This window comes from bacterium, assembly GCA_019695305.1.
Lineage (GTDB): Bacteria > UBA10199 > UBA10199 > UBA10199 > JAIBAG01 > JAIBAG01.
In genome coordinates this window covers 1-23,088 of sequence record JAIBAG010000006.1, presented here as the reverse complement: position 1 = coordinate 23,088, position 23,088 = coordinate 1, and the positions used below count along the sequence as shown (strand labels likewise).

The following is a 23,088-nucleotide window of genomic DNA, read 5'->3' as shown; positions in this document are numbered from 1 at the left end:
TTGTGTGGATGGCTATCTATGAATAAGTAATTTCATTACTCAATTCATCCACATCCTGTTTTTCGTATGGGAAATACTGAATTAGTTTATTGCCAATTTGCTCAATGCCAATACACAAACCTTGAGCAAAAAAGTTTTGTTTAAAGTGTGGTGTAACACTTTCTACTACATCCTGCCAAAAATTTTGAGGGACAACATTATTAATGCCTTCGTCCCCAATTATTGTAAAGTGATTCAATTTAGACGCCAGAACAATTAATACGCCATTACGTTTCTGTGTGGCGGTCATGCCCATCTCTTCAAAAAGTTTTATAGCATATGCGTATAGATCATCCGGTTTTTTGCCTGTTACATGTACACGAATTTCGCCCGATGTTTTGAGTTCGGCGTGCTTAATTTTATTTATAATAGTTTCCCGTTCCTTTTTTGAAAAAAAGAAGGAGGGGCTTTTAGATCGTTCAAACATTTACCATCCTCCGCTAGCGCCACCGCCACCAAATCGTCCACCACCTCCGCTAAAACCACCACTGCTGCTGCGTGAGCCTCCCGAATGACGGCTTGAAGCTAGAATTTTTAAGATAAACAAGAGTATCGAAAATCTAAAAAACCATTCCAGCACACTGTAACGATTATGATAAGCACGGTTGCTTATAAAATAAAAAGTATAACGTAAAAAGTCGATAAGCGCTCCTAAAACTAAAATCAAAATAATAATGCCAAAGTCGCCATTATTTTTTTTGTGTGAATGCTGGGAGGGTGAGGGTGTAAAGCCGGTTGTATCGCCACCTACTATTGCCATGATACTATTGACGCCGTTTAAAATTCCCTGGGCGTATTTTCCCTGTTTAAATTGAGGTGCTATTACATTACGGATAATTTGATCGGAGAGAGCGTCGGTTAAATAAGGTTCTAAACCATAACCTACTTCAATGCGTATTTTGCGATCTTCTGTAAAAATGAGGAGGATCACTCCGTTGTTTTTGCCTTGTTGGCCAATTTTCCAGGTGTCGGCCAAACGAATAGAAAAGTCTTCCAGGCTTTCTCCCTCTAAGCTGTTAAAAATAGCCACAGCAATTTGATTGGATGTACTTTGCTCGTGGCTCCTTAATACAGTTTCAATTTGCTGCCTGTCGCTAAAAGAGAGGATGCCAGCAAAATCGGATACATAACCAGTGGGACGAGAGGGAATTTCTAACGCGGAAGAGGCGACGGAAAAAAGAATGAAACAGATGGCAAGATAAACAATTCTCATGCGTTGCCTGTAGGGGCATGAAACGCCATGCCCCTACCTCTGTAGCAATCAGTTAAACTTCACCGTAGGAGCTTTTTCACTACCTGCGTCCGATTTAAAATAAGCTTTTTCTTTAAAATCGAACATTTTGGCAATTAATACCGTGGGAAATTTACGGCGTAAGGTGTTGTAATATTGTGAAGCTTCGTTAAAACGTTGGCGTTCTACGGCAATGCGATTTTCGGTGCCTTCCAATTGACTTTGCAATGCTAAAAAGTTTTGGTTTGCTTTTAAATCGGGATAACTTTCTTTAAGAAGCATAAGCTTACTTAAAGCAGACGTGATTTGATTTTGAGCTTCCTGAAAACGTGCCATTTTTTCGGGGTTGTCCAAGTCTTCAGCTGTGAGATTGATTTTGGTTAAATTGGAGCGGGCCTCAATAACACCTTCCAAAGTTTCTTTTTCGTGAGAAGCATAACCTTTCACTGTTTCTACCAAATTAGGAATAAGATCGGCTCGTCTTTGATAGACATTTTCAACCTGAGCCCAACTTCCTGATACGGCTTCATCGGCTGATACCAGGCTATTATAGCCGCACGCATTAAGATTTAATAAAATAAGCAGGCCTAAAAATGATAAGAGTTTAGTTTTCATGTCATTCTCCATTAATTAATGAATTAGTGAACGCCGCCGCCAATCAACAAATTGGCAGGGTTAATTCCCATATCGGTTAAAACGTTTTTCCAAACCTCGTCAGGATTGGTTTTAAATAAATGAGTGGTGTTGATGGGGGCTGTAATCCAAGAGCCATCAATCATTTCTTGTTTAAGTTGTCCTGCATCCCATCCGGCATAGCCTAAAATGAGTTTAAAGGGTTTTCCTTCTTCTTGTAAAAGTTTTTCTAACGATTCTTTGGTAACACTAAAATAAAGTCCGTCAGCAATTTTTTGCTTTTCTTCAAGAGTGTCATTGGTGTGCAAAATCCAGCCACTTTCAGGTTGTACAGGTCCTCCACAATACACCGGCACATCAATAAATGAAGGATGATATTCCATTCCCTGTGTGCGCGCAAAGCGGTCGACGGATAAATCAGGGAAGGCATTATTAATGGCAAGTCCCATGGCGCCATCACTAGCTTGATGAATCATGATAACAACACTTTTTACGAAATTGGGATCCATCAATTGAGGCATGGCCACTAAAAAGCATGGATTTTCCGTAATCATTCGGGTAAAAGTAGCACTTAAATGTGTAAAAACAAGTATTTTTTAATTCCTCATTATGACCAATTTTGAAAAATCGCTTAAACCCCGTTCGGTGGAAGAATGGCTAGATTATTACTTTTACCGTAGGGTGGCCCATTTTTTGGTGCCTCTTTTTATTAAACTTAAATTTTCGCCCAATCAAATCAGTACGCTGAGTATGCTTACCGGTTTTTTGGCAGCTTACATGGTTTTAAGGCATCATTTTATTCTATCGGCACTTTTGGTGATGCTTACTATTGTGTTTGATTGTTCCGATGGGCAGGTAGCTCGTCTTACCGGACAAACAAGTCCGTTAGGTCGTATTGTAGATGGCGCTTGTGATTTCTTTTGGGTACTCTCCTATTGGCTGGGTATTTATTTTTCGGGCTATTTTCAGGCGCACAACTTGCCGGTATTGTATTTGATGATTGTGTCGGGAGCGGGTGTGGCTATTCATTGCTGGCGTTATGATGCTGCTAAAATTTTATACCAAGGTTTTTTGGCAGATCAGCCTGAAACGCCCATGAATCAGGATGATGCTCGGCGTATTATCAAACAATCGGCCCAAAAATGGGATGTGGTGGGGACCTTTTTGGGCATGTGTATGTTTATTCAACTTTACTTTGTAAATGATTCCATGGCACAAACCCGACATGTGGCTTATTCACCCGAGGCGCGCGAAAAAATAAAAGAAGTTTTAGAACCCATGATGCGTTCCTGGACCTGGATGGGGGAGAGTCATCACAACACAGCGCTATTAATAGGTGTATTATGTATGGCTTTTTCGCCGTATCCTCTAATAGCTATTTTTATTTATATTTTGGTGCCGTTAAATCTTTGGTATTTTAGTTTAGAATATCGTTGGGGCAAAGCTGTAAAGCAGATTAAAGACACAATAACATGAAAGGCCTTGTTACACTCACAAGCGATTTTGGCACTCAAGATGCCTACGTGGGTTCTTTGCATGGAGCTGTTTACAGCACCTATCCAAAAGCTGTTATTGCCGACATTTCACACCATATTGCTTCCTATAATATTGCCGATGGTGCTTTTGTACTGGGAGTTGCTACCCGCACTTATCCTCAAGGTACAGTGCATGTAGGAGTTGTGGATCCGGGAGTAGGGAGTAGCCGTAAACCTATTATTGTGGAGGCCGATGGGCATTTTTTTGTGGGGCCCGATAATGGATTGTTTAGTCTTGTTTACCTCCAAAGTAAAAAAGTAACGGTATATGAAATAACTAATAAAAAATATTTTCCCAGGGCTTTAAGCTCTACCTTTCATGGTCGTGATTTATTCTGTCCTGTTGCTGCGCATTTGGCTAAAGGTGTAAAACCGTCTCGTATTGGAACAAAAATTAAAAAGCCTGTTGTACTTGATCTTTATCAGAATCAAATTTCCAAACAAAAAGTAAGCGGGCGTATTGTGTATATTGATAAGTTTGGAAATTGCATGACGAGTATTCCCAAAGCGGCAGCTATCGCTTTGTTAAAAAAGAAATTTACGGTAACGGTTAAAAACAAAAAGTTTTCTATACTTCATCAAACCTATTCGCAAGTACCCGTTGGAAAACCCGTGATGGTTTTTAGCAGCCATGGCTTGCTTGAAATGGCACGCTTTAAGGCGAATCTGGCTACGCTTTGGAAATTAAAAGTAGGGGATAAGGTTACGATTGTTTCAGGATAAGTCCAGCTTGCATCCATTTTTTAAAATAACGGGCGATTTCTTGTGGGGCTTCATCTGTTTTCACTGTTTTGGCTATTTTTTGAGAAAGTTCTCCGGCGGTAATTTCTTTTTTAAGTTTATTAAGAAGGCCTGCTTCTGTTTTGGAAAGAGTTCTATAATAAACTTTAAAGTCTTGTCGCCATACGCAGATATACGTTTCTTCCTTTTTTATTTTTCCCAATTTTTTCTTTTTTATGCCTGCCTCATAAATCATTTTGAGAGGCCAGGCCGATTTTATAAGTATGACCGAAGGGCTTGTGGTGAGTGTTGCATTGGCCCATGAATCTGGCGTGTAAGCTTTTAGATCTTCCATGGTAAGAGGTTTGTCATCGGCAGCGTCAAACGAATCAAGCAGTGCCCATTCAAGAGAAGCTAAATCTGAACTATAGGGGTGTTTTTTTGATAGGGGATGTTTTTTTAAAAAAGTGGCCAGCTTTTCTCCCGTGAAACGCAGCGAATAATAACGGGATGGGTTTTTTTGCAAGTAATCGGTAATCAGATTATGAAAGGTGTCATGGCCAAGCACGTGATAACACGCTTTGTAATCACTCATCAAGGCGTCGCGGATTCTAAAAAAATACATATTGGCATAAATATCCAATCGCTCCACGCTGGTGAGCTTTTTACCCGCTTTAATGGGCAGAGAAATCTTTTTCCGCTTAAGAGCTTTTGCAACTCCTTCGGGTTCTTTAAGAAGCCGCCAGATAAGATTTTGGGTTTTTTGTAAACTCGTCCTCATAAATCCTTTTTGCAATTTGTAATTCTTCAAAAAGCTTTTCAAATGCTGGAATTTTATCGTCTCGTTCAATCATGGTGGATACGGGGCCAAAGCGTTTTAAAGCGTAACGATAAAGTTCCCATACCGATTTTTTAACCGCGTGATCGTGCGTATCGAGTAAAAATGATTTTAAATTGCTATGACCTGCCAGATGAAACTGTTTTACCTTATCCTGAGGGATGGCATTTATATACGTTACAGCATCAAAATTGTGATTTTTAGCACTCACATAAATATTGTTAATATCGAGCAAGAGGTAACAACCCGATTCTTGGGCGACTAACTTTAAAAAATCCCATTCGGTAATATGGGAATGGGTATATTCCAAATAGCTGGAAACATTTTCTACCAAAATAGCTTGCCCTAATTCGTTTTGAACTTGTTTTATTTTGGAAACAATATTGTGGAGCGCTTCATCGGTATAGGGCAAGGGTAAAAGATCGTGCGAGTTTTGTTTCTGAATACCGGTCCAGCACAGGTGATCGGACACCCAACGAGCCTTGGTACGCGCCATCAGTTTTTTTAATTCATTTAAATGTTTTCTGTTGATGGGGTCAGCCGAGCCTAGGGACATCGACACGCCGTGGAGAACTATAGGATAGCGTGCAGCGATTTGATCTAAGTAATAAAGGGGTTGTCCACCCGGGATCATGTAGTTTTCAGATAAAGCTTCAAACCAATCCACCTTGGGCCAGTGGGTTGTGATGGTGGGATAATGCTTGGGGCGGAGACCTAAGCCAAAACCTAAAAAGGGAAAATTCATAGGAAATAAAAAACCCCTCTTGCGAGGGGTTTTTTTGTCTTACTTTTCAACTGTACCGTGTTTATCGGTACATTCTTTTTCGGTAGCTGTTTTTACCCAGCCTTTACCTTTACATTCGTTTTTGCCGGCGCAACTGTTGGTGGCGCTGTGGCAGGCTCCGTGGCCTTTACATTCGTTAACGCCTTTGCATTTAACGGTTGTTTCGGTTCCGGCAGCATGGTCATCGGTGGCCATAACATTTCCGGCAAGCATTAAACCAAAAGCGGCTGTGGCAACTAAAGTGCCAACTGTTTTCTTTTTCATAAAGTTTTTCCTCTGTCTAAAAGTGACGAACTTTGTGGTGAATCCACAGAAGTTTCGTGATAGAAGGAAGGTATAGAAGTTATTTTATGGCGACAAGTTAATTTTAACTAAGTTTATAATTTTTATGAGCTCACTAGACAAAAAATATATGAAAAAGGCAATTTTTGCCGCTAAAACTGGTTTTAAAAAGGGACAATCGCCCTTTGGAGCGGTCATTGTCAAAAACGGAAAAATTATTGTGGCCACTCATAATCATGTGTGGAAAAACGGCGATGCCACAGCTCATGCTGAGGTCACTGCTATTCGTTTAGCCTGTAAGAAGCTCAAAACAATCGATTTATCGGATTGCATAATTTATTCCACAACCGAACCTTGTCCCATGTGTTTTGCGGCCATTCATTGGGCACGGATTGGCACAATTGTTTATGGAGCAACTATTGCCGATGCGGCACGGGCGGGTTTTAACGAGCTGAGTGTGTCGAATCGTACTCTTAATAAATTAGGGAAAGCCAAGATGAAAATTAAGAGTGGAGTTTTGCGGAAAGAAGCTGTGGAGTTGTTTAAAGTGTGGACGAGGAGTGCGTTTTATCAGCCATATTAAGACAAAGAGTAACCCACCTCTGTTTTCTCCCTTACCTTAAGGGAGGAGGACTTGCTTACAAAATTGTGCAGATGTCCCTCCCCCTTAAAGTAAGGGGGAGGCTCAGGAGGGGGTTACTCTTAAAGATACTTCTTAAACAAATCATCGTAGTGTTTCTGAATTAAGTTCATATCAATCTGATTAAGAAAACTAGAAAAAGCCATCCATACGGCCACTCCATTTAAATCGCGAAATTGTGGGGGGAGAATTTTGGGTGCATCAACAATACCTTCCTGATGCAGGCGGTATAAGAGGGGGATGTCCTGAACATTCACTTTTCCCACAAATAAAAAAGGAATGAGATGAGGTTTTCCAAGGCGAATAGCCGCACGCATGAAGTTATAGTTTTCTACAAAGCCACGGCAATAAACAATATCTTTTGTAAAAGGGGCTCCGCCTTCCAATGGACCTCCCCGAAAAACACGTTTAGCCATGGTAAGACATTCATTTTCGTCATAACCCTGGTCTCTAAAAAAACGGATTACATCTAAAATATTGGCACCATCTTCTGCCATGTTAATGCCTAAAATGCGGTTGTTGATTGTTTGTGCGCGCTTAGGATAAGTATGAAACGAAAAAATTTCCATGATAACAGCCAGCCCCTCTTGAGTGGTAGTGCAGCGAGGAGGACCCTTACTCAGCCATTTGGCAACGCTCTGACTTTTTCCATTTAATGTTGTTCCTAAATGAACCCAGCCCTCGTGAACTTCTAAAATATCAATATCTCGTTTAGAAAATGTAGCACCCCGCTTTATTTTTACTTTGTCACTGCCAGCTGCGGCATCAGCAATAATACCATCCGAAATAAGTGCTTTTACCGGTAGCCCGTGAAAATAATCTTTAAAACGCTTATTTAATATGTTGACGGCTCTTCCCGCTGAAATATCTTCTATTTGCTCGGGGCCAGGGGTGCAGTCATGGATTTTCCCCAAAATATTATTGAGCATAAAACCCAAATCGAGGGTTGATTTATTCTTGTCGTAAAAGTGGTCTTTGGGGGAACCGTAGAGTTTTTTGGAATATTCCCAAAACTTTTTAGTTCCGCGTGATTCCACCATGTGTATCACGTCGATATATTGTTCGGTCATCGAAAGAAGTAAGCGGCCAACGGGATCTTTTGCCCCAAGGCTTCTAACAATTTGAGCTGCAATTTCTACAAACTCCTCTTTTTTGTGAGCCGGATTATATCCTAATTTGATTTTAGCATAATCAGCGGGACTTAAATGAGGAAAACTTTTAAATTTCCACTTTTTAATTTCGGCTTCAACCCAGGGCTCCCATTTAATGGCATCCAATATACGAATAGGTTTTTGAGCTTCTATGATCCGCTCGGAGAGAGTTTTAATTTTTTGTTTGTAAGCCGCAAGAGACATGATGGAGAGTATAGATAATTTTTTAATTTATATGAAGGATTTATACAAGATAGTTTGATTTTTGAAATGTTATAAAATCCTCGGGGATAGGAGCAGTAAGAATCATCGTTTTTTTCGATTCTAAACCAGGGAGCGTTAAGCTTAACGCATGCAGCTGAGTTCTGGGGGCAATGCTTGTATTTCCCTCGTATAAATCATCACCCACAATAGGAAATCCCAGATGTTTTAAATGCACCCGTATCTGGTGTGTACGTCCGGTAATGGGGGAAGCTTCAATTAAATGGAGCTTATCTTTTTCGCCTTTGTAGCTAAAGCGTGTGTGGCTAAAACGCGATTTGTCGTCCTTTTTCTCGGCGGCTAGTTTAAAATAAATTTTGGGGAGTCTCGAGAAATCACGCACCATGTAGCCTGTTGTTTCCCATGTATCTTGCTCCGGCTTTTTCTCAATCCAGGCGTGATACTGTTTGTGGATGCTATTGTTTTCAAATTGTTTCATCACCCAGGCAATACGTTTCTCATCGTCACTGAATAAAACCACACCACTGGTTTGGCGATCAAGTCTATGCAGGGCCGTAAGCTTGGGGCGTTTTAAAAATTCTCTTAACTTATTTTCGAGTGTGTACAAAAGGCTCACGCGTGTTCCTTGGGTAGGGAGCCATGCGGGCTTATTCACGGCCACTAAACCTTGGTTGTTATAAAGGATGTGCTTGTCATTGAGGGGAATATCCTCCGGCTCACTTAAAAAACGATACAGCGTAATGGCCACATTCTTAAAAACTTTTTCGGGAATCGTTTCTTTTAAAATGCGGTTGGTTTCTACATAAATCCCGCCGTGGGTGATCATGTTATCAAATTTTTCGGTAGCCAGTTTTAATTTGTCACAAAAGATTTTTTTGAATTCGTCAAAGCTCATGTCGCTTTGCGGAAACCACTGATAGCGTTTTACGGGAGGGTCAAAGCGAGTGGCAGCGCTATTGCGACTTCGAGGTTCTAAAGGAGATTCAATCATGCGGCTTTTTGCTTTATTTCCATTTTGCGCTTTAGGCTAGAAGCACCACTTACTAAAGCGGCCGTAATGGCTGCTAAATAGGGAAAGCTTTGAATGATGAGTGCAACAATCCAAATAATGGCCGAAAAATTAACGGTTCCAAAAACACGATAAACACCAAAGGCCGATGCATATAAAAGAGTAGTAAAGAAAATTTCCTCGCGTACCGATAACAGGTTTTTAAGAATGGGGGCATCTTTATCCATTTTAGGTGTGCGATAGAAAGGTTGTGAGTTGGTAATTAAACCCTGCATCACAGCGCGTGCAATACGGTGAGTAAGAGCGCCTCCGGCTATCATGGCCATCAGTGTTCTTCTTTTGCCAATTTTTACACGAGCCGTGTAGGTCCATAAAGTACCTAAAATACGTAATACAACCAGTGCCAGCGCGGGATAAATAAAGATAGGCTCAGGAAATTCTGTTTTAAGCGGATCAAAAATAAGCATGCCGCTCCACAACAAGCCTGTAAAGGTAAAGAGCAGGTGGAGCGAATCACCAATCCAGGGAAGCCAGCCTTTAACAAACTGATAGCGTTGTGCCGGATTTAAATTACCTTCTAAACCAAACATGGTTTTCCAATGATGTCGCAAAATACGCATGGCCCCATAAGCCCATCTAAAACGTTGCTTGGCATAGGCTTCGTAACTATCGGGCACAAGTCCATGGCCAAAAGCGTGATCGAGATAAACCGATTTTTTCTTTTCATTTAAGATACGTAAACCCAGTTCGGCATCTTCACAAATGCACCATTCGGCCCAGCCATTTAGCTTTACTAATGTAGCTCTGTCGATGAGTGTCATGGTGCCGTGCTGGATAATAGCATTGTGTTCGTTACGCTGAACCATGCCAATTCTAAAAAAGCCGGTGTACTCATCGTTTTCCATACGCGTGAATAAATTATCACTCCATTCACGATGTTCTTGCGGGGCTTGCACTAAAGCAATATCTTTATCGGCAATAAAATAGGGAAGAGTGGCTTTTAGCCAATTAGAGGCCACTACATAATCGGCGTCTACCACACCTACAACTTGTGCACGTGGGTCGGTTTGTTTTAATGCAAAATTAAGGGCTCCCGCTTTAAAGCCTGGCCATTTTTCTAAATGAAAAAATCTAAAACGCTTACCAAGCTCTTTACAGCGTGCTTCTACGGGCTTCCATAGGTTTTCATCGGGAGTATTGTTATCAACCACAATCACTTCGTAGTTGGGGTATTCCAGTTTAGCTAAGCTATCAATAGTAGCAATCACCATCGACGGTGGTTCTTTACAGCAAGCTAAATGGATAGAAACAAAAGGGGCATCTGGAGGTAAATCGGCATTTGCCGGGAGATAGCGCCTTTTAAGCGGTGCATTACCCACCACGTCGGCAATTTCTACCGCATCCGTCAGTAAAATAATAGCAAGCAGGGTTTGAGCTGTAATGACAATCATCCAAAAAATAATGTCTCCGGGTGACATGTATTGATCGGAGGCTTCTCGGGCTAGCTGTGTGGCCAGAGCCGCTGCCAGCTGAAACATGAATACCGAAAAAATACGTCCTTTTAAATGCAGATCGTGGCGTCTTAAAACAAAAAGACTAGAGGCCAGTAGTCCCAAAATAGTAGAGGCAAAAGCCCAGTATTTCCAATTTGGATCTTCTAATACCGGACCTTTGATAGGAAATTTGTCATGACGGTCGGCATCCATAATGCCCCAGTGTTCTCCCACATTACCTTCTGTGGATTGTTTCCAGGGTTGATCAAATGCTTCAATGATATTGTAGGGAATTTTTTCTTTTTCGGCGCGTTCAATAAAGTCGCGAACAAATTGTGCCTGGTTTGTTACAGAAGGAACTGCCGCTCCTCTTTGAGGGCCATCGCTGGGCCAGCCTGTTTCGGCAATAAATACTTCTTTGTACGGATACATGTTTTTTACCGCACGGTATTTGCCTACTACATAATCTACGGCCTCATTAATAGGAATTTCGGCCCAGTAAGGTAGTACGTGTATAGCAATAAAATCTACATTATCGGCAAATTCAGGGTTAGTAATCCAAAAATCCCAAGGTTCGGCTGTGGATACTGGAGTGCGTAATTTTTTGCGAGCCCGTTCCAAATAGGTTACCAATTCTTCTTGTGGTACGGTTTTGTGCAGCTGTGTTTCGTTACCAATAATAAGTTTAGTTACATTTCTGTTATTACGGGCCATTTCAATGGCTGCGTCTACTTCTATATCATTTTGGGGGTTATCAACCAATTTATACTGAATAAAAGCGCAGCCAATCACGCTCAGTTTATATTTTTTGGCTACCTGGGGGGTAATTTCCATACCAAAAGTGGAGCTATACAAACGCAGAGTTTTAGATTTATTTTTAAGGAGCTGAATGTCTTTTTCTAAATGATCGGGAGTAATAACCGTGCCGTTAAAGGGCGATTCGTAACGTTGATACGGATTAAATGAAATACTGTTGATAGGGTAGCTTGATTCTACAGGGTGGTGAGGTTTATTGATAAATACCCACAGTAGAAAGCTGATAACAACAGTGGTAGTTAAAATCGCAATCGAAGAAGATCTCATAAGCGTAAGGGCTGTGGCTTTCTAGCAGAGCTTGATATGGGTAACAAGGGTTAAATCTTAATAGGTTTGTATCTTTTTTAAGATAACATCAGAACCGTCTAAAGTTGCCTGGGGGGTTGATATTTCTTCCTGTTTCGCAGTTTTTTGGTCATAATTTTCCCACTCAGCCCTTAAAGCCTCGCCAACAGGGGTAAGTTGAGCCGCATAAGATTGAGGATAGCGGGTAAAATAGATCGGACGTACAAAGGGTGAATAATAAAAGGAAGAATAATAGGGTAAATAGAAAAAAGACGGGGCAAAGCTTACCACCCTCAAGCTATGAGCTTGGGCGGCTGTTGAGGCCAGCAGTAAAAAGGTAATGAGGAGCAGCTTTTTAATCATCTTACTTGTATTATCGGCAAGCTTATAAAAAAGTTGCGTTTTTAAATAAAGCTTTAAAAATAAGGCTTTTGTATGCAAGAAAGTTCCATGCTTAATATTGTTTTGGTAAATCCCCAAATTCCGCCTAACACCGGTAACATTGCGCGTTTGTGTGCCGGGCTATCGCTTAAACTTCATTTAGTAAAACCTTTGGGTTTTTCTACCGACGATCGCTATTTAAAGCGTGCAGGGCTCGATTATTGGGAGCATGTCAACTTAACCTATCATGAGTCTTTTGAGGCTCTTCAACAACAATATCCTACCGGACGCTATTATTATTTGACGACAAAATCCAAAAGGCCGTATACTTCGGTTAGTTTTAAAGAAAATGATTTTTTAGTGTTTGGGCCCGAAACTGCCGGGCTTTCCAAAGATCTTTTAGAAAAAAACGCCGACTACACACTGACTATACCCATGACTGGTCCTATCCGTAGCTTTAATCTATCCAGCAGCGTGGCCATGGTAGCCGGTGAAGCCTTGCGGCAAATTCGTGAATCGCTGATCGCTTATCGTTGATCGCAAGATTAAATCCAGTTTTTCTTTGCGATAAACGATCTGCGATAAGCGATCGGCTAAAAATGACTATTTCAAACTTAAAAGAAATTTTAGATCCCAAAGCTCGCTATATTTTTTTAGACGACCAGGGCTTAACCGAGGCTTTAATGCTAACCGGTATTGAAGACCACTCTTTTCTTGTTGTAGATCCCAAATCGGATATTAACGGTAAAGATCGCAGTGGTTTTTTTGTGGCGGCCAATGGACGTGGTATTGTGCGTTTTAAGGCTACAGGCCAAAAAGCGGGAGTGTATAAATTAAATGCCGATTTTAGCTCGTTTAACATTATTAACCGCCGTGAATCGGAACGTATTCGTGTAAACGTTCCTATTCCAATTTATTTATCGTGTGATGGCAAAAGAGTAGAGGCCTCTCTGGTGAATATTTCGGAGGGTGGTGTTCGCTTGGTGGCCGATGAAAAATTGCCTCTGCATGCTGTTTACCATTTTGAACTATCTCTTCCTCATAAAAACGGCCCTGTGCTGTTTAAAACCGATGGTATGGTGGTATATGCCGAACCCGAGGAAGATCCCGATACTTTTATGACAGGTATTACCTTTGTGGCACCTGCCTTTAAATCGGACGAAGAAAAAAACAACTACCTTGCCATGCGCCAAGATTTGGTTTCTTATCTTAATCAAAATAAAACAGGATTATCTTAAACTATTAAGTAACGCGGTACTTGGGTTTGGTGGGTGTATCCAGATTGGCAAACGACCCACCCAGGCGGATGGATTCGGAGTGACGCGCGACGGATTTTACGTAATTTTGTGTTTCGCTAAAGGGCGGTACTTTGTTGCCGTATTTTTCTACATTGCCAGGCCCTGAGTTGTAAGCGGCTACGGCCAGTGTTACATTGCCATCAAAACGATCGAGCATTTCTCGCAAATATTTGGTGCCTCCGGCAATATTTTGTTCGGGGTCATAAATATCTTTTACCCCCATCATTTTAGCTGTGCCGGGCATAAGCTGCATCAGACCTTTGGCTCCTACGTGTGACCTTGCTTTGGGATTAAAATTAGATTCCTGTTTCATCATCCCGGCCACCAAATTGGGATCGAGATTGTATTTTTTAGAGTATTTAACAATAAGCTCTTTATAGCTTTCCAATTTCTGAGGGCGTGAGGCAGTTACTTCTCCATCAAGCATTAAATCTCTTTCCAGGATTTTTCCCTGTTTGGCAAAAACTGTATTTTTACGGTAGTTTTTAGGAACGGTACGATCGTCCCCAAATGATTCTGGTCCTTGAGGGGTATTGGGAAATTCAGGGGCGAGGGGAGCTTTTGATACATTTTGCCAATTGGCTCCTCTGCCAATTAAACTATTGGGCGCTTCCGATAGAGGTGCTTGTAGTGTAACTCCTTGTTTTTGATTAAGAATATCGGTAAATGAGGTGGTGTTAGTACGCGACGAACGGTAATCTTGGTGTTTGTTGCCGGTTTTATTCGTGTTGTTTGTTCGCATGTAATACATCATTCTACCATTATTATCGGAGAACTGTCCTCAAAAAGTGCGAAAAACCTCAAAAAAGTTGCATTAAAATATTTAGTAAAAACGAGTACTTATAAAGTTTATTCCTTGATATTACTCTCTTTTTTGGCTACACTTCTATAACGGATGAAAAATTTTGTACTTAATGCCTATTTTAATACAACTCTTCAAATTGATTCGTTTATTGTATCCCATGATATCAAGCGCGCCTTGAGGGAGTCTCAGGTTTTAAATGGCTTACTCACCATATATTTGCCTAAATCGGCTGCCAGTATAATTCTTGTTGAAAATGATAAGCTTATTCAAGAATCATTAAAGCAACTAATTAGTTCTTTTGTGAGTGATGAGGAGGGAGAGCGCCCTCAAAGACGTTCGGGAACAGGTCGTGAGTCTTCTCATTTAAGAGCCTTGCTTCTTCCGCAAACATTGAGTATTCCCATAAAAGACGGAAAACTTTTTTTAGGTCCCTGGCAGGAAGTTGTGGTATATGACTTTGACGATAAAATTGGCCGACGCGAAGTGATGATTCAGGTGATGGGTGACGGAGCCGAGGAGAAGGCCCCAGCCCCTAGAAAGTAAAAAAAAGGGTTTTCACAGTCAGCATGAAACACAGCACAGCTCAAGTTATCAAACTCAACTTCGACGATAATAATCTGGCTCGTTCTCTTTTTGGACCTCACGATAACAATTTGCGTTCTATTGAAGACCGTTTAGGGGTAGATATCAATGTCCGTGGCGGGCATTTACACATTTCTGGCCAAAAAGAACGCATCAAACTTGTAGAAAATATCCTCAATCAGCTCTACACGCTTTTAAAAAAGGGCTATCCCATTCTGGGACGTGATATTGAGCAGGCCATTAAACTTTTATCCGAAGATGATAATTTAAAGCTGGGAAATCTTTATCTCGATTCCATTTTTATTCCAGGTAAAAAAAAGGTGATTGCTCCCCGTTCTACAGGGCAGGCCCAGTATATGCGGGCTATTTTGCAAAACGATTTGGTATTTGGTTTGGGGCCGGCGGGAACAGGAAAAACTTTTTTAGCCATGGCGATGGCGGTAACTTCTTTTTTAAAAGGAGAGGTGTCGCGCATTATTTTAACACGCCCAGCTATTGAAGCCGGTGAAAAGCTGGGGTTTTTACCGGGTGATTTGGTGGAAAAAATAGATCCTTATTTGCGTCCCTTATACGATGCTTTACACGATATGCTGGATTCCGAAAAAATTTTAAAAATGTTGGAGCGGGGCGATATTGAAGTGGCGCCGCTTGCTTTTATGCGAGGGCGTACGCTAGCAGACTCTTTTGTTATTTTAGATGAAGCCCAAAATACTACACGTGAACAAATGAAAATGTTTTTAACACGTATTGGTTTGGGTTCTAAAGTAGTTGTAACCGGCGATACAACCCAAATTGATTTGCCGCGCGAAAAAATGAGTGGATTGTCGCATGCGGTCAATGTTTTAAAAGATGTAGAAGGAATTGCCTTTCACTTTATGAATGCTAGTGATGTTACTCGGCATCAATTAGTGGGACGCATTATTACCGCTTACGAAAAAAGTGAACAGTAATATGATAAATCTTTTTGATAAAGTTTCAGAAAACTTAAACTCTAAAATTGAAGATCCGGTCATAAAGGCCCGTTTTGATAACTTTGCCAATGTGGGGCTTTTACTTGTACTGGGGTTAATAGTAACCATATTACTTACTTTTAATCTTGATCAACTTCCTCAGCATTTAAGTGTTGGTTCGGTTGCTATTAAAGATATTAAGGCCGATCAAAATTACGAAATTATAGATGCGCTCTCAACGCAAAAACTAAAGCTTGATGCTTCTCAAGCCGTGCGTCCTGTGTACGATTATGATCCTCTAGTATCTTCTAAAACAGCTCAAAAAATTTCGGAGGCTTTTTTAGGATCGCGTCAATTTTTGATACAGAATGCGGCCTTTTTTAAGGGACGCGATGTTTTGGATGAAGCTTTGGAATTTCAGCTTCGTAGCGAATTTCAGGAAGCCTTGGGAGGTATTATTAGTGATGATGCTTACGCGCTCTTTAGAAAATACCGTTTTAATGGTCCTCTAGAAAAAGCACTTATTACTATTTGCCGTGAGATGTATGTAACCCCCGTTATTCTTAATAAATCGGAATTAGAATCAGTTTTGGAAAAGGGTTTTACCTTTAGAGAAAAAGTAAGTGAAGGAAATTTTGCCGAAGTGCTTAAAACCGATGCAAACGACATTGTAAGTTTAGATGATGTGATGGCCAAGATGGAAGGGCTGAAAACAGGTTTTTTACGGGATGTTTTGCATTTAGAATTTTTAACCTCTGAACATTTTACCTTGTTAAAAAACGTATCGCTGTCACTTTTAAAACCAAGCTTGGTTTATAATGCTGCCGAAACAGATGCACGGCGTTCTAAAGCTACCGAACATGTAAACAACATTGTTATTAAAGTGAAGCGTGGTGAATCTATTGTGCGCAGTGGCGATCGCTTTGAACCCTGGCATTTAACCGTGCTTGAAGGTATCCGTAAGGCGCATCAGCAGTCTAAAAAAGCGTTTAGTTTTTTGGGCGTATTTCTGTTTGTTAATCTTGTTTTGGCTATTGTCTATTATTATGCTTCCAAATACATTCGTAAATTTAAACCTAATCGCAAAGATTTAGTGTTTTTGGGCACGTCACTGTTATTCTTTTTGATACTGTTGCGCGTAAGCGTGTTTATGGCGAGTTCCATTAAAGATGCTTTTCCATTTTCGCTTAGTGTAACCACATTATATTATGCTATTCCTATTGCCGGTGGCGCCATGCTGGTGCGTTTTATTCTTAACTCCGAAACCGCTCTTATTTTTTCAATTATCTTAAGTTTGTTTTCGGGCATCTTTTTGGAAAGTAATTTGGAGATGACCGTGTATTACATGATTAGCGGTGTGTTTGCTGCTCACGCTATTGCTTATGTTGATAAACGAAGCTCGGTTTTATACTGTGGCGTTTTAACAGGTTTGGTAAATGCGCTGGTGGTGTATTCGATGAATCTTATTAATTTAGGCATGGAAGCCGAATCTGTGGCGGCTATGCCTATTTTACTTAATGCGCTTTCAGGCTTTTTAGGTGGTATTTTTACTTCTATTATTGTGTTAGCACTTACAACCGTCACCGAAGTTATTTTTAATTATACAACCGATATTAAATTATTAGAGCTGGCAAGCTTGAGTCATCCTTTATTAAAAGAAATGATTTGGAAAGCACCCGGTACTTATCATCATAGTCAATTGGTGGGTATTTTATCGGAAGCGGCCGCTCAGGCTATTGGTGCTAATCCTTTATTTGCACGTGTTGCTAGCTATTATCACGATATTGGTAAAATGAAAAAGCCACAGTATTTTATTGAGAATCAAAAAGGTATTAATCCACATGACAAATTATCTCCATCAATGAGTGCTCTCATTATTGCTGCCCACGTCAGTGATGGTATTGCCATGGCTAAAGAGTTCAAGTTGCCACAAAAAATTACCGATATGATACCGCAACATCAGGGAACTAAGCTCATTGGCTTTTTTTACGAAAAAGCCAAAAAACTGGCCGATCCAACTATGGATAAAGTGGATGAACGTGATTACCGTTACGAAGGACCCAAGCCGCAAACCAAAGAAGCCGGTATTATTATGTTGGCCGATACAGTAGAAGCCGCAGTGCGTGCTTTGCCTGAAAAAAGTCCGCATAAAATTCAGGCCACGGTAGAAAAACTTATTAACATGCATTTTGTAGATGAACAATTAGATGAATGTGATTTAACTTTAAAAGACCTTCATCAAATAGCCAATGCTTTTGTAAAAATATTATCCGCCATCTACCATCAACGGATTGAATATCCCGAGAATACGGCAGAGGGGAACGACAACAATGGACCTTATCCTCCACAACTCTCAAACTCGCTATCCAACGTCTCGCCATTATTTCGTAAAAAACCTCACGAAGGCGCTTAAGATATTAAATATTAAAGGGCAGGGGGAAATAGGGCTCCATTTTGTATCGCCACAAAAAATGGCTGCGCTTAATAGCCGGTACATGCATAAAAGGGGTGCTACCGATGTTTTAAGTTTTCCCGTTAGTCTCAATCCATTTTTGGGTGATATATTTATTTGCCCGGCTGTAGCTGCCCGCCAAGCTAAAAAGCTTAATCATTCTTTACCTCAGCAGATGATGTTTCTTGTTTTTCACGGCTTGCTGCATCTAACAGGGTACGATCACCATACATTAAGCGCCAAAAAGAAAATGGTGGCTGCTGAAAAAAAACTAATTGCTAAGGTCCTTCATATCACAGATTATTCGCTTCTGGCAGATACACGCCTTTAATATGCTTTTACTTTGTATTTTATTAACCGGTTTGGCCGGAATTTTTATTTATCCGACCGTTTTTTTTGGGCATCGCTTGCCCGAAATGGGGTATTTGGCCTGGTTTTTTTTAGTTCCACTCTTGTACTGCCAATTTAAAAATTCAAAAAAACTTTTTATTAAATCGTTTACTGCTGCTTTTATTTTTTATGCGGGAAGTTTGTATTGGCTTGTTAACGCCATGACTAATTTTGGCGGGCTTGGATTTTATGAGTCTGTTGGTGTGCTTCTTCTTATTGTTGTTATTTTATCGCTCTATTGGGCTACCAGTAATTGGCTGGCCCATAAAATATCCATTTATTTGCCCATTCCATTTTTTGTTAGTTTTACTATTTTAATGGTGACAATGGATTTTTGCCGTACCTATTTTCCTGTGGGCGGTTTCCCATGGGCCATGCCGGCTTATTCGCAGGGGAGTTTTTTACAGTATTTTGAGTGGGTTGATGTAACGGGGATGTATGGTTTAAATTTACTCATTTATCTTATAAATGCACTTTTAGCTGATATTTTATTTCATGTTTTTGAAAAAAGGCGAGAGGGCATGGTGGTGCGTGCGGTGGTACTTTTAGTTATTGTTGTTTTTTCCGTCTTTTTAAACTTGGCGCGTAAAGCATCTACATTTGATGATGTAGCGCAAAATGACAACGGGGTGCTTACGGCTTTGGTGCAAGGCAATATTTCGCAGGACATGAAGTGGAATGTGCGCGTGGCTAAAGAAAATGTAGATGAGCATTTAAAGCTTACCGAAAAAGCTACCGAAGAGGGTGCCGAGCTTGCAATTTGGCCCGAAACAGCCTATCCCTTTACGGTTAATTTAAAAGACGATACCGATTTCCCCTATTTATTTTGGCGAGGCCGCACGGTATTGCCCATGCCACTGTATGTTGGGGCTGTAAGTATACAAGAAGATGGTGTAGCGCAATTGGTTTACAATTCATCTTTTTACTTAGATACCAAGGCACAAATTAAAAGTATTTATCACAAGCGCCATTTAGTACCTTTTGGTGAATATATTCCATTTAAGGAATATTTATCGTTTGCGCGCAGGCTAACAGTAGCTGTAGGAGATTTTACTCCAGGAAAAGAACCGGTAGTGGTAGAACATGGCCGTTTAAAATTGGGTGCTCTTATTTGTTACGAAGATATTTTTCCCGATTTAGCCCGTAGCCAAACCAGGGCTGGCTCTAACGTGTTGGCTAATTTAACTAACGATGCTTGGTATGGCAATACTTCGGCTCCGTATCAACATTTGGTGTTTTCGCAGATGCGGGCTTTAGAAAATAGGCGTTATTTATTGCGTGCTACCAATACGGGACTCACTGCGGTGATAAACCCTCATGGCATGGTGGAGGCCACGCTTCCTCCTTTTGAGGCTGGGTATCTGGTACGTGCTGTTTATCCTATTGAAAAAATGAGTACCTATACTCTTTATGGTGATTGGGTGGCGTGGGTGTGTTTTGCGCTGGCTGGTTCCTCTGTAATTGCTATTGTGATAAGGCGCATTGTTGGAAGATAATAAAAGGTGGATAGTGGATAGTGGATGGTGAATGGTAAAAAGAGAAAATTTTTCTTTCTATTCACTATCCACCATCCACCATTCACTTCTTCAAAATGAAAGATATTTTAGAAAAGTACAATCAATTAAACGACACCTGGCAAAGTTTACGGAGGTCACTTTGACGTCCCTAAAAAACTGGATTTGTTAAAGGGACTTGAAAACGAAAGTGTACGTGAAGGTTTTTGGAATGATCAGGACAAGGCCAAAAAAACCATGGCCGAGGTTGATGACTTAAAATCCAAAAAAGCCGATTGGGACAGTGTAGAAACTCATTTATCCGACGCGAAAACTCTCTACGATCTCTCTATAGAGGCCGGTGATACCTCCTCCGAATCTGAAATCAATTCTTACTTAAACTTAGTTAAAAGCGATTTGGCTCGCATTGAATTTCAAAAAATGCTTTCGGGTCCGCAGGATAAATCATCAGCCTTTTTTCAAATTAACGCCGGCGCTGGTGGCACCGAATCGTGCGATTGGGTTTCCATTTTGCTGCGCATGTATCTGCGTTTTTGCGAGAAGAAGGGCTATAAAACCGAGATGATTGATTTTACCGAAGGTGATGGTGCAGGGTATCGCTCGGTCACTGTGTTTGTAAGCGGCCTCTATGCGTATTGTCATTTAAAAGCCGAAGTAGGGGTGCACCGTTTGGTGCGTATTTCGCCCTTTGATGCCAATTCCCGCCGTCATACGTCGTTTGCCTCCGTCTTTGTGTATCCCGATGTTGAGGATGATATCGACATCGAAGTGAAAGAGGCGGATTTGCGCATTGATACCTATAGGGCTGGTGGAGCAGGTGGGCAAAAGGTAAATAAAACCGATTCGGCCGTGCGTATGACGCATTTGCCCACAGGCATTGTGGTGCAATGTCAAAATGAACGCAGCCAGCATCAAAACCGCGCCGTGGCCATGAAAATGCTCAAAGCCAAATTGTACGAGTTAGAAATGGAAAAAAGACGTGCCGAGCAGGCGGTGGTAGAAGCCAACAAAAAAGACATTGCCTGGGGCTCGCAAATTCGCTCGTACGTGTTGCACCCCTATCAAATGATTAAAGACCATCGTACCGATTTTGAAACCTCCGATAGCCAGGGGGTTTTAGATGGGGAGCTGGATGGGTTTATTAGGGATTATTTGCTCAAGAGTTGTTAGATTAAAAAGGTCAAAAAAATAAGTTAGAAAAGAAAAGTTTGGTATGAACAATGAACGTACTGAATATTTACTCAAAAATTTTACTGATGTATTGGTTCGGCTTAAAGAAGCTCTGCAAAATCCTGGTACCGGTGATTTGTATATAGACGGTACTATTCAGCGCTTTGAGTTTGTATTTGAATTGTGCTGGAAAACCCTGCAAAAATTTTTGCAGGAAGAAGGGATTGATTGCGGAACGCCGCGCGAAACTCTTAATAAAGCCTACGCCTCTCAATGGATTGATGATGAAGAGGTATGGTTAGGGATGCTGACCGATAGAAACGAAACGTCCCATACCTATAACCAAACCAAGGCAAGCCAGATTTATAGCCGTATTCAGGGGTATGTTCCTTATTTTGAGCAAACCTTGCAGTTGTTGAAGAAAAAGCCCTGAAAACAGATTATTAATTTCCCTTTACTTTTTAACCGTCTTACTGCACAATTTAATTGTGCAGTATTCTTTGGATAAAAAAAGATTTCTCGCCTGTATGAAACGCTCGGGTATTCCTTCGGTTTTAGAACTTTCCCGTAAAACCAAGCTTCATCGTAATACCATTAATTATTATCTTTCCGGTCATGCTGTGTTTCAGCCTGCTATTTTAACTTTGGCCAAAAAAATAGGGCGTGATCCTCTGGATATTGTAAAAACACAGGCTAAAGATCCGGTGTGGAGGCCTATTGCCGGCTTAATTGATGCTTTGCACAGCGCCTATCCTCACATCACTTTTTTTCTTTTTGGTTCACGCGCGCGCGGCCTTTATAAAAAGTTTTCTGATTACGACGTGGGTTGTTATGCGCAAAAAGGCATTTCCTTGGAGGAGTATTTTAAGCTCATCGACATTAAAGATGATTGGTGCGATAAAGAGGAAAATGTACTCTATCAAGTAGATTTGGTAAATTTTTGCAGGGCTGATAAGGATTTTATAGACGATAACAAAAAAGATTTTATTTTTCTAACAGGAAGTCTTATGGATTGGCTGTTTTTGATTGAGGGAGGAGTACATGACAACGGATAAAAAATTACAAGTGGCCATCAAAAAACTAAAAGAAGCTTTAAAGCATGAGGAAGAAGCGGTAACCAATGAACTTGTGTTTGATTCTATCTGTAAGCGATACGAGGTATGTTTTGAGTACACCTGGAAGTTTTTAAAAAGCAAAGTAGATGAAACAGGTGTGGAAGTATACAACCCACGGGATGTGATAAGGGAAGCTCATAAGGCAGGGTATGTGGATGATTTGGATTTGTGGCTTGGTTTTTTAAAAAGTCGCAATATGTCGGTACACGATTACATTGGTTTTGCCGACTTGGCTTATCTCAAAAATATTAGTAAATTCTACGAAGCCGTTCAGGCGCTGTTAAGCAGCTTCTGAGTTCAAACAATAGATGCACCACCTAGTTGTGATACTAGGCGTGCATGGTAGAAAAACAGAGGAAATATAAGCTAATAAGCGAAATAGACAGAGAAAGGATTTGGGAGCTAAAGCTGAGAGGTAAAAAAGGGCGCGCCATAGCCAAAGAGCTAGGGTTCAGCCACACAACCATTAGCCGGGAGTTAAAAAAGAACTCATTTAGAGAGATGCCTGAAGCTTATTCTCCCGTCATTGCCCGTAATCTGGCGCAAGAAAGACGTTCCAGACGAGGACGTAAAAAGCAGATCCTGCATCCTCAAATCCTAGATTATGTGAGGGTTAAACTCGAAGAAGGCTGGTCGCCACAGCTTATAGCAGGTCGGATCAGCAAGGATCACCCAGGTTTAAGCGTTAGTCACGAAACAGTTTATCAATACGTCTTTGAAAATCAATTACACCATTTACTACCTAGTCAACGT

General features: G+C 40.8%; 27 protein-coding genes. 15 read left to right on the top strand and 12 right to left on the bottom strand.

From position 1 onward, the window contains the following. Nucleotides 1-16: 16 nt before the first annotated feature. The 4 genes from K1X76_04340 to K1X76_04325 are packed head-to-tail and all read right to left on the bottom strand — an operon-like array spanning nt 17 to nt 2,457. Nucleotides 17-466, bottom strand: a complete 450-nt coding sequence (locus K1X76_04340; GenBank protein ID MBX7148290.1) for a TPM domain-containing protein — start codon at nt 464-466, stop codon at nt 17-19. Beyond that, nucleotides 467-1,252: a TPM domain-containing protein gene (locus K1X76_04335; GenBank protein ID MBX7148289.1), complete on the bottom strand. Its 786-nt coding sequence runs from the start codon at nt 1,250-1,252 to the stop codon at nt 467-469. It abuts the gene before it with no gap. A 48-nt stretch (nt 1,253-1,300) separates the two neighbouring features. Beyond that, nucleotides 1,301-1,885 carry a LemA family protein gene (locus K1X76_04330; protein ID MBX7148288.1) on the bottom strand — a complete coding sequence of 195 codons (585 nt, stop codon included), beginning with the start codon at nt 1,883-1,885 and terminating at the stop codon, nt 1,301-1,303. A 23-nt stretch (nt 1,886-1,908) separates the two neighbouring features. Beyond that, nucleotides 1,909-2,457 carry a YqgE/AlgH family protein gene (locus tag K1X76_04325; GenBank protein MBX7148287.1) on the bottom strand — a complete coding sequence of 183 codons (549 nt, stop codon included), beginning with the start codon at nt 2,455-2,457 and terminating at the stop codon, nt 1,909-1,911. Between the two features lie 55 nt (nt 2,458-2,512). Here K1X76_04325 and K1X76_04320 point away from each other — a divergent pair, with 55 nt between their 5' ends. Together K1X76_04320 and K1X76_04315 are read left to right on the top strand one after the other, a co-directional pair. Continuing rightward, nucleotides 2,513-3,379: a CDP-alcohol phosphatidyltransferase family protein gene (locus tag K1X76_04320; GenBank protein MBX7148286.1), complete on the top strand. Its 867-nt coding sequence runs from the start codon at nt 2,513-2,515 to the stop codon at nt 3,377-3,379. Beyond that, entirely contained in the window at nt 3,376-4,161 is a 786-nt protein-coding gene (locus K1X76_04315) for an SAM-dependent chlorinase/fluorinase (GenBank protein MBX7148285.1), read from the top strand. The genes K1X76_04320 and K1X76_04315 overlap by 4 nt, the downstream gene beginning before the upstream one ends. Here K1X76_04315 and K1X76_04310 read toward each other — a convergent pair. The 3 genes from K1X76_04310 to K1X76_04300 are packed head-to-tail and all read right to left on the bottom strand — an operon-like array spanning nt 4,142 to nt 6,044. Next, nucleotides 4,142-4,939: a DNA-binding domain-containing protein gene (locus K1X76_04310; protein MBX7148284.1), complete on the bottom strand. Its 798-nt coding sequence runs from the start codon at nt 4,937-4,939 to the stop codon at nt 4,142-4,144. The genes K1X76_04315 and K1X76_04310 overlap by 20 nt on opposite strands. Then, complete coding sequence (locus K1X76_04305) at nt 4,890-5,741, bottom strand: DUF692 domain-containing protein (protein ID MBX7148283.1); 852 nt, start codon at nt 5,739-5,741, stop codon at nt 4,890-4,892. Before K1X76_04305 ends, K1X76_04310 begins: the two co-directional genes overlap by 50 nt. Before the next feature lie 39 nt (nt 5,742-5,780). Further along, nucleotides 5,781-6,044, bottom strand: a complete 264-nt coding sequence (locus K1X76_04300; protein ID MBX7148282.1) for a hypothetical protein — start codon at nt 6,042-6,044, stop codon at nt 5,781-5,783. A gap of 148 nt (nt 6,045-6,192) precedes the next feature. Between K1X76_04300 and K1X76_04295 the strand changes: the two genes are divergently transcribed. Continuing rightward, nucleotides 6,193-6,645 carry a nucleoside deaminase gene (locus tag K1X76_04295; GenBank protein MBX7148281.1) on the top strand — a complete coding sequence of 151 codons (453 nt, stop codon included), beginning with the start codon at nt 6,193-6,195 and terminating at the stop codon, nt 6,643-6,645. Between the two features lie 119 nt (nt 6,646-6,764). Here K1X76_04295 and K1X76_04290 read toward each other — a convergent pair whose 3' ends face one another. The 4 genes from K1X76_04290 to K1X76_04275 are packed head-to-tail and all read right to left on the bottom strand — an operon-like array spanning nt 6,765 to nt 12,119. After that, complete coding sequence (locus tag K1X76_04290) at nt 6,765-8,057, bottom strand: flavohemoglobin expression-modulating QEGLA motif protein (protein ID MBX7148280.1); 1,293 nt, start codon at nt 8,055-8,057, stop codon at nt 6,765-6,767. Between the two features lie 40 nt (nt 8,058-8,097). Then, entirely contained in the window at nt 8,098-9,066 is a 969-nt protein-coding gene (locus K1X76_04285; protein ID MBX7148279.1) for an RluA family pseudouridine synthase, read from the bottom strand. Beyond that, on the bottom strand, nt 9,063-11,660 hold the full coding sequence (locus K1X76_04280) for a glycosyltransferase (protein ID MBX7148278.1): 2,598 nt from the start codon (nt 11,658-11,660) through the stop codon (nt 9,063-9,065). Before K1X76_04280 ends, K1X76_04285 begins: the two co-directional genes overlap by 4 nt. A gap of 57 nt (nt 11,661-11,717) precedes the next feature. Next, nucleotides 11,718-12,119, bottom strand: coding sequence for a hypothetical protein (locus tag K1X76_04275; GenBank protein ID MBX7148277.1), 402 nt, complete (start codon nt 12,117-12,119; stop codon nt 11,718-11,720). Nucleotides 12,120-12,128: 9 nt separating this feature from the next. Between K1X76_04275 and K1X76_04270 the strand changes: the two genes are divergently transcribed. Beyond that, on the top strand, nt 12,129-12,596 hold the full coding sequence (locus K1X76_04270) for a tRNA (cytidine(34)-2'-O)-methyltransferase (GenBank protein MBX7148276.1): 468 nt from the start codon (nt 12,129-12,131) through the stop codon (nt 12,594-12,596). Nucleotides 12,597-12,658: 62 nt separating this feature from the next. After that, nucleotides 12,659-13,297, top strand: a complete 639-nt coding sequence (locus K1X76_04265; GenBank protein ID MBX7148275.1) for a PilZ domain-containing protein — start codon at nt 12,659-12,661, stop codon at nt 13,295-13,297. A gap of 4 nt (nt 13,298-13,301) precedes the next feature. Here K1X76_04265 and K1X76_04260 read toward each other — a convergent pair whose 3' ends face one another. Next, nucleotides 13,302-13,784 (bottom strand): lytic transglycosylase domain-containing protein, encoded by a 483-nt coding sequence (locus tag K1X76_04260; protein MBX7148274.1) that lies wholly within the window; start codon nt 13,782-13,784, stop codon nt 13,302-13,304. A gap of 468 nt (nt 13,785-14,252) precedes the next feature. On the opposite strand from K1X76_04260, the gene K1X76_04255 reads away from it, so the two are divergent. The 10 genes from K1X76_04255 to K1X76_04210 form a co-directional block, all read left to right on the top strand. Then, entirely contained in the window at nt 14,253-14,705 is a 453-nt protein-coding gene (locus tag K1X76_04255; protein ID MBX7148273.1) for a secondary thiamine-phosphate synthase enzyme YjbQ, read from the top strand. A gap of 23 nt (nt 14,706-14,728) precedes the next feature. After that, on the top strand, nt 14,729-15,694 hold the full coding sequence (locus K1X76_04250; GenBank protein ID MBX7148272.1) for a PhoH family protein: 966 nt from the start codon (nt 14,729-14,731) through the stop codon (nt 15,692-15,694). A gap of 1 nt (nt 15,695) precedes the next feature. Continuing rightward, a complete protein-coding gene (locus K1X76_04245) occupies nt 15,696-18,107 on the top strand; it encodes an HDIG domain-containing protein (GenBank protein MBX7148271.1) in 2,412 nt (803 codons plus the stop codon). Then, nucleotides 18,025-18,477: an rRNA maturation RNase YbeY gene (gene ybeY / locus K1X76_04240; GenBank protein ID MBX7148270.1), complete on the top strand. Its 453-nt coding sequence runs from the start codon at nt 18,025-18,027 to the stop codon at nt 18,475-18,477. Before K1X76_04245 ends, ybeY begins: the two co-directional genes overlap by 83 nt. Nucleotide 18,478: 1 nt before the next feature. After that, nucleotides 18,479-20,032 carry an apolipoprotein N-acyltransferase gene (gene lnt, locus K1X76_04235; GenBank protein ID MBX7148269.1) on the top strand — a complete coding sequence of 518 codons (1,554 nt, stop codon included), beginning with the start codon at nt 18,479-18,481 and terminating at the stop codon, nt 20,030-20,032. A gap of 95 nt (nt 20,033-20,127) precedes the next feature. Further along, a protein-coding gene (gene prfB / locus K1X76_04230; GenBank protein ID MBX7148268.1) for a peptide chain release factor 2 occupies nt 20,128-21,220 on the top strand; the annotation gives its coding sequence in 2 pieces (ribosomal slippage) (nt 20,128-20,184 and nt 20,186-21,220; 1,092 coding nt in all). 43 nt (nt 21,221-21,263) lie between these two features. Then, on the top strand, nt 21,264-21,653 hold the full coding sequence (locus K1X76_04225) for a nucleotidyltransferase substrate binding protein (protein MBX7148267.1): 390 nt from the start codon (nt 21,264-21,266) through the stop codon (nt 21,651-21,653). 94 nt (nt 21,654-21,747) lie between these two features. Continuing rightward, nucleotides 21,748-22,275, top strand: coding sequence for a nucleotidyltransferase domain-containing protein (locus K1X76_04220; protein MBX7148266.1), 528 nt, complete (start codon nt 21,748-21,750; stop codon nt 22,273-22,275). Further along, nucleotides 22,262-22,630: a nucleotidyltransferase substrate binding protein gene (locus K1X76_04215; protein MBX7148265.1), complete on the top strand. Its 369-nt coding sequence runs from the start codon at nt 22,262-22,264 to the stop codon at nt 22,628-22,630. The genes K1X76_04220 and K1X76_04215 overlap by 14 nt, the downstream gene beginning before the upstream one ends. A 44-nt stretch (nt 22,631-22,674) precedes the next feature. Then, the coding region (locus K1X76_04210) for a helix-turn-helix domain-containing protein (protein ID MBX7148264.1) at nt 22,675-23,088 on the top strand (414 nt) is incomplete at its 3' end.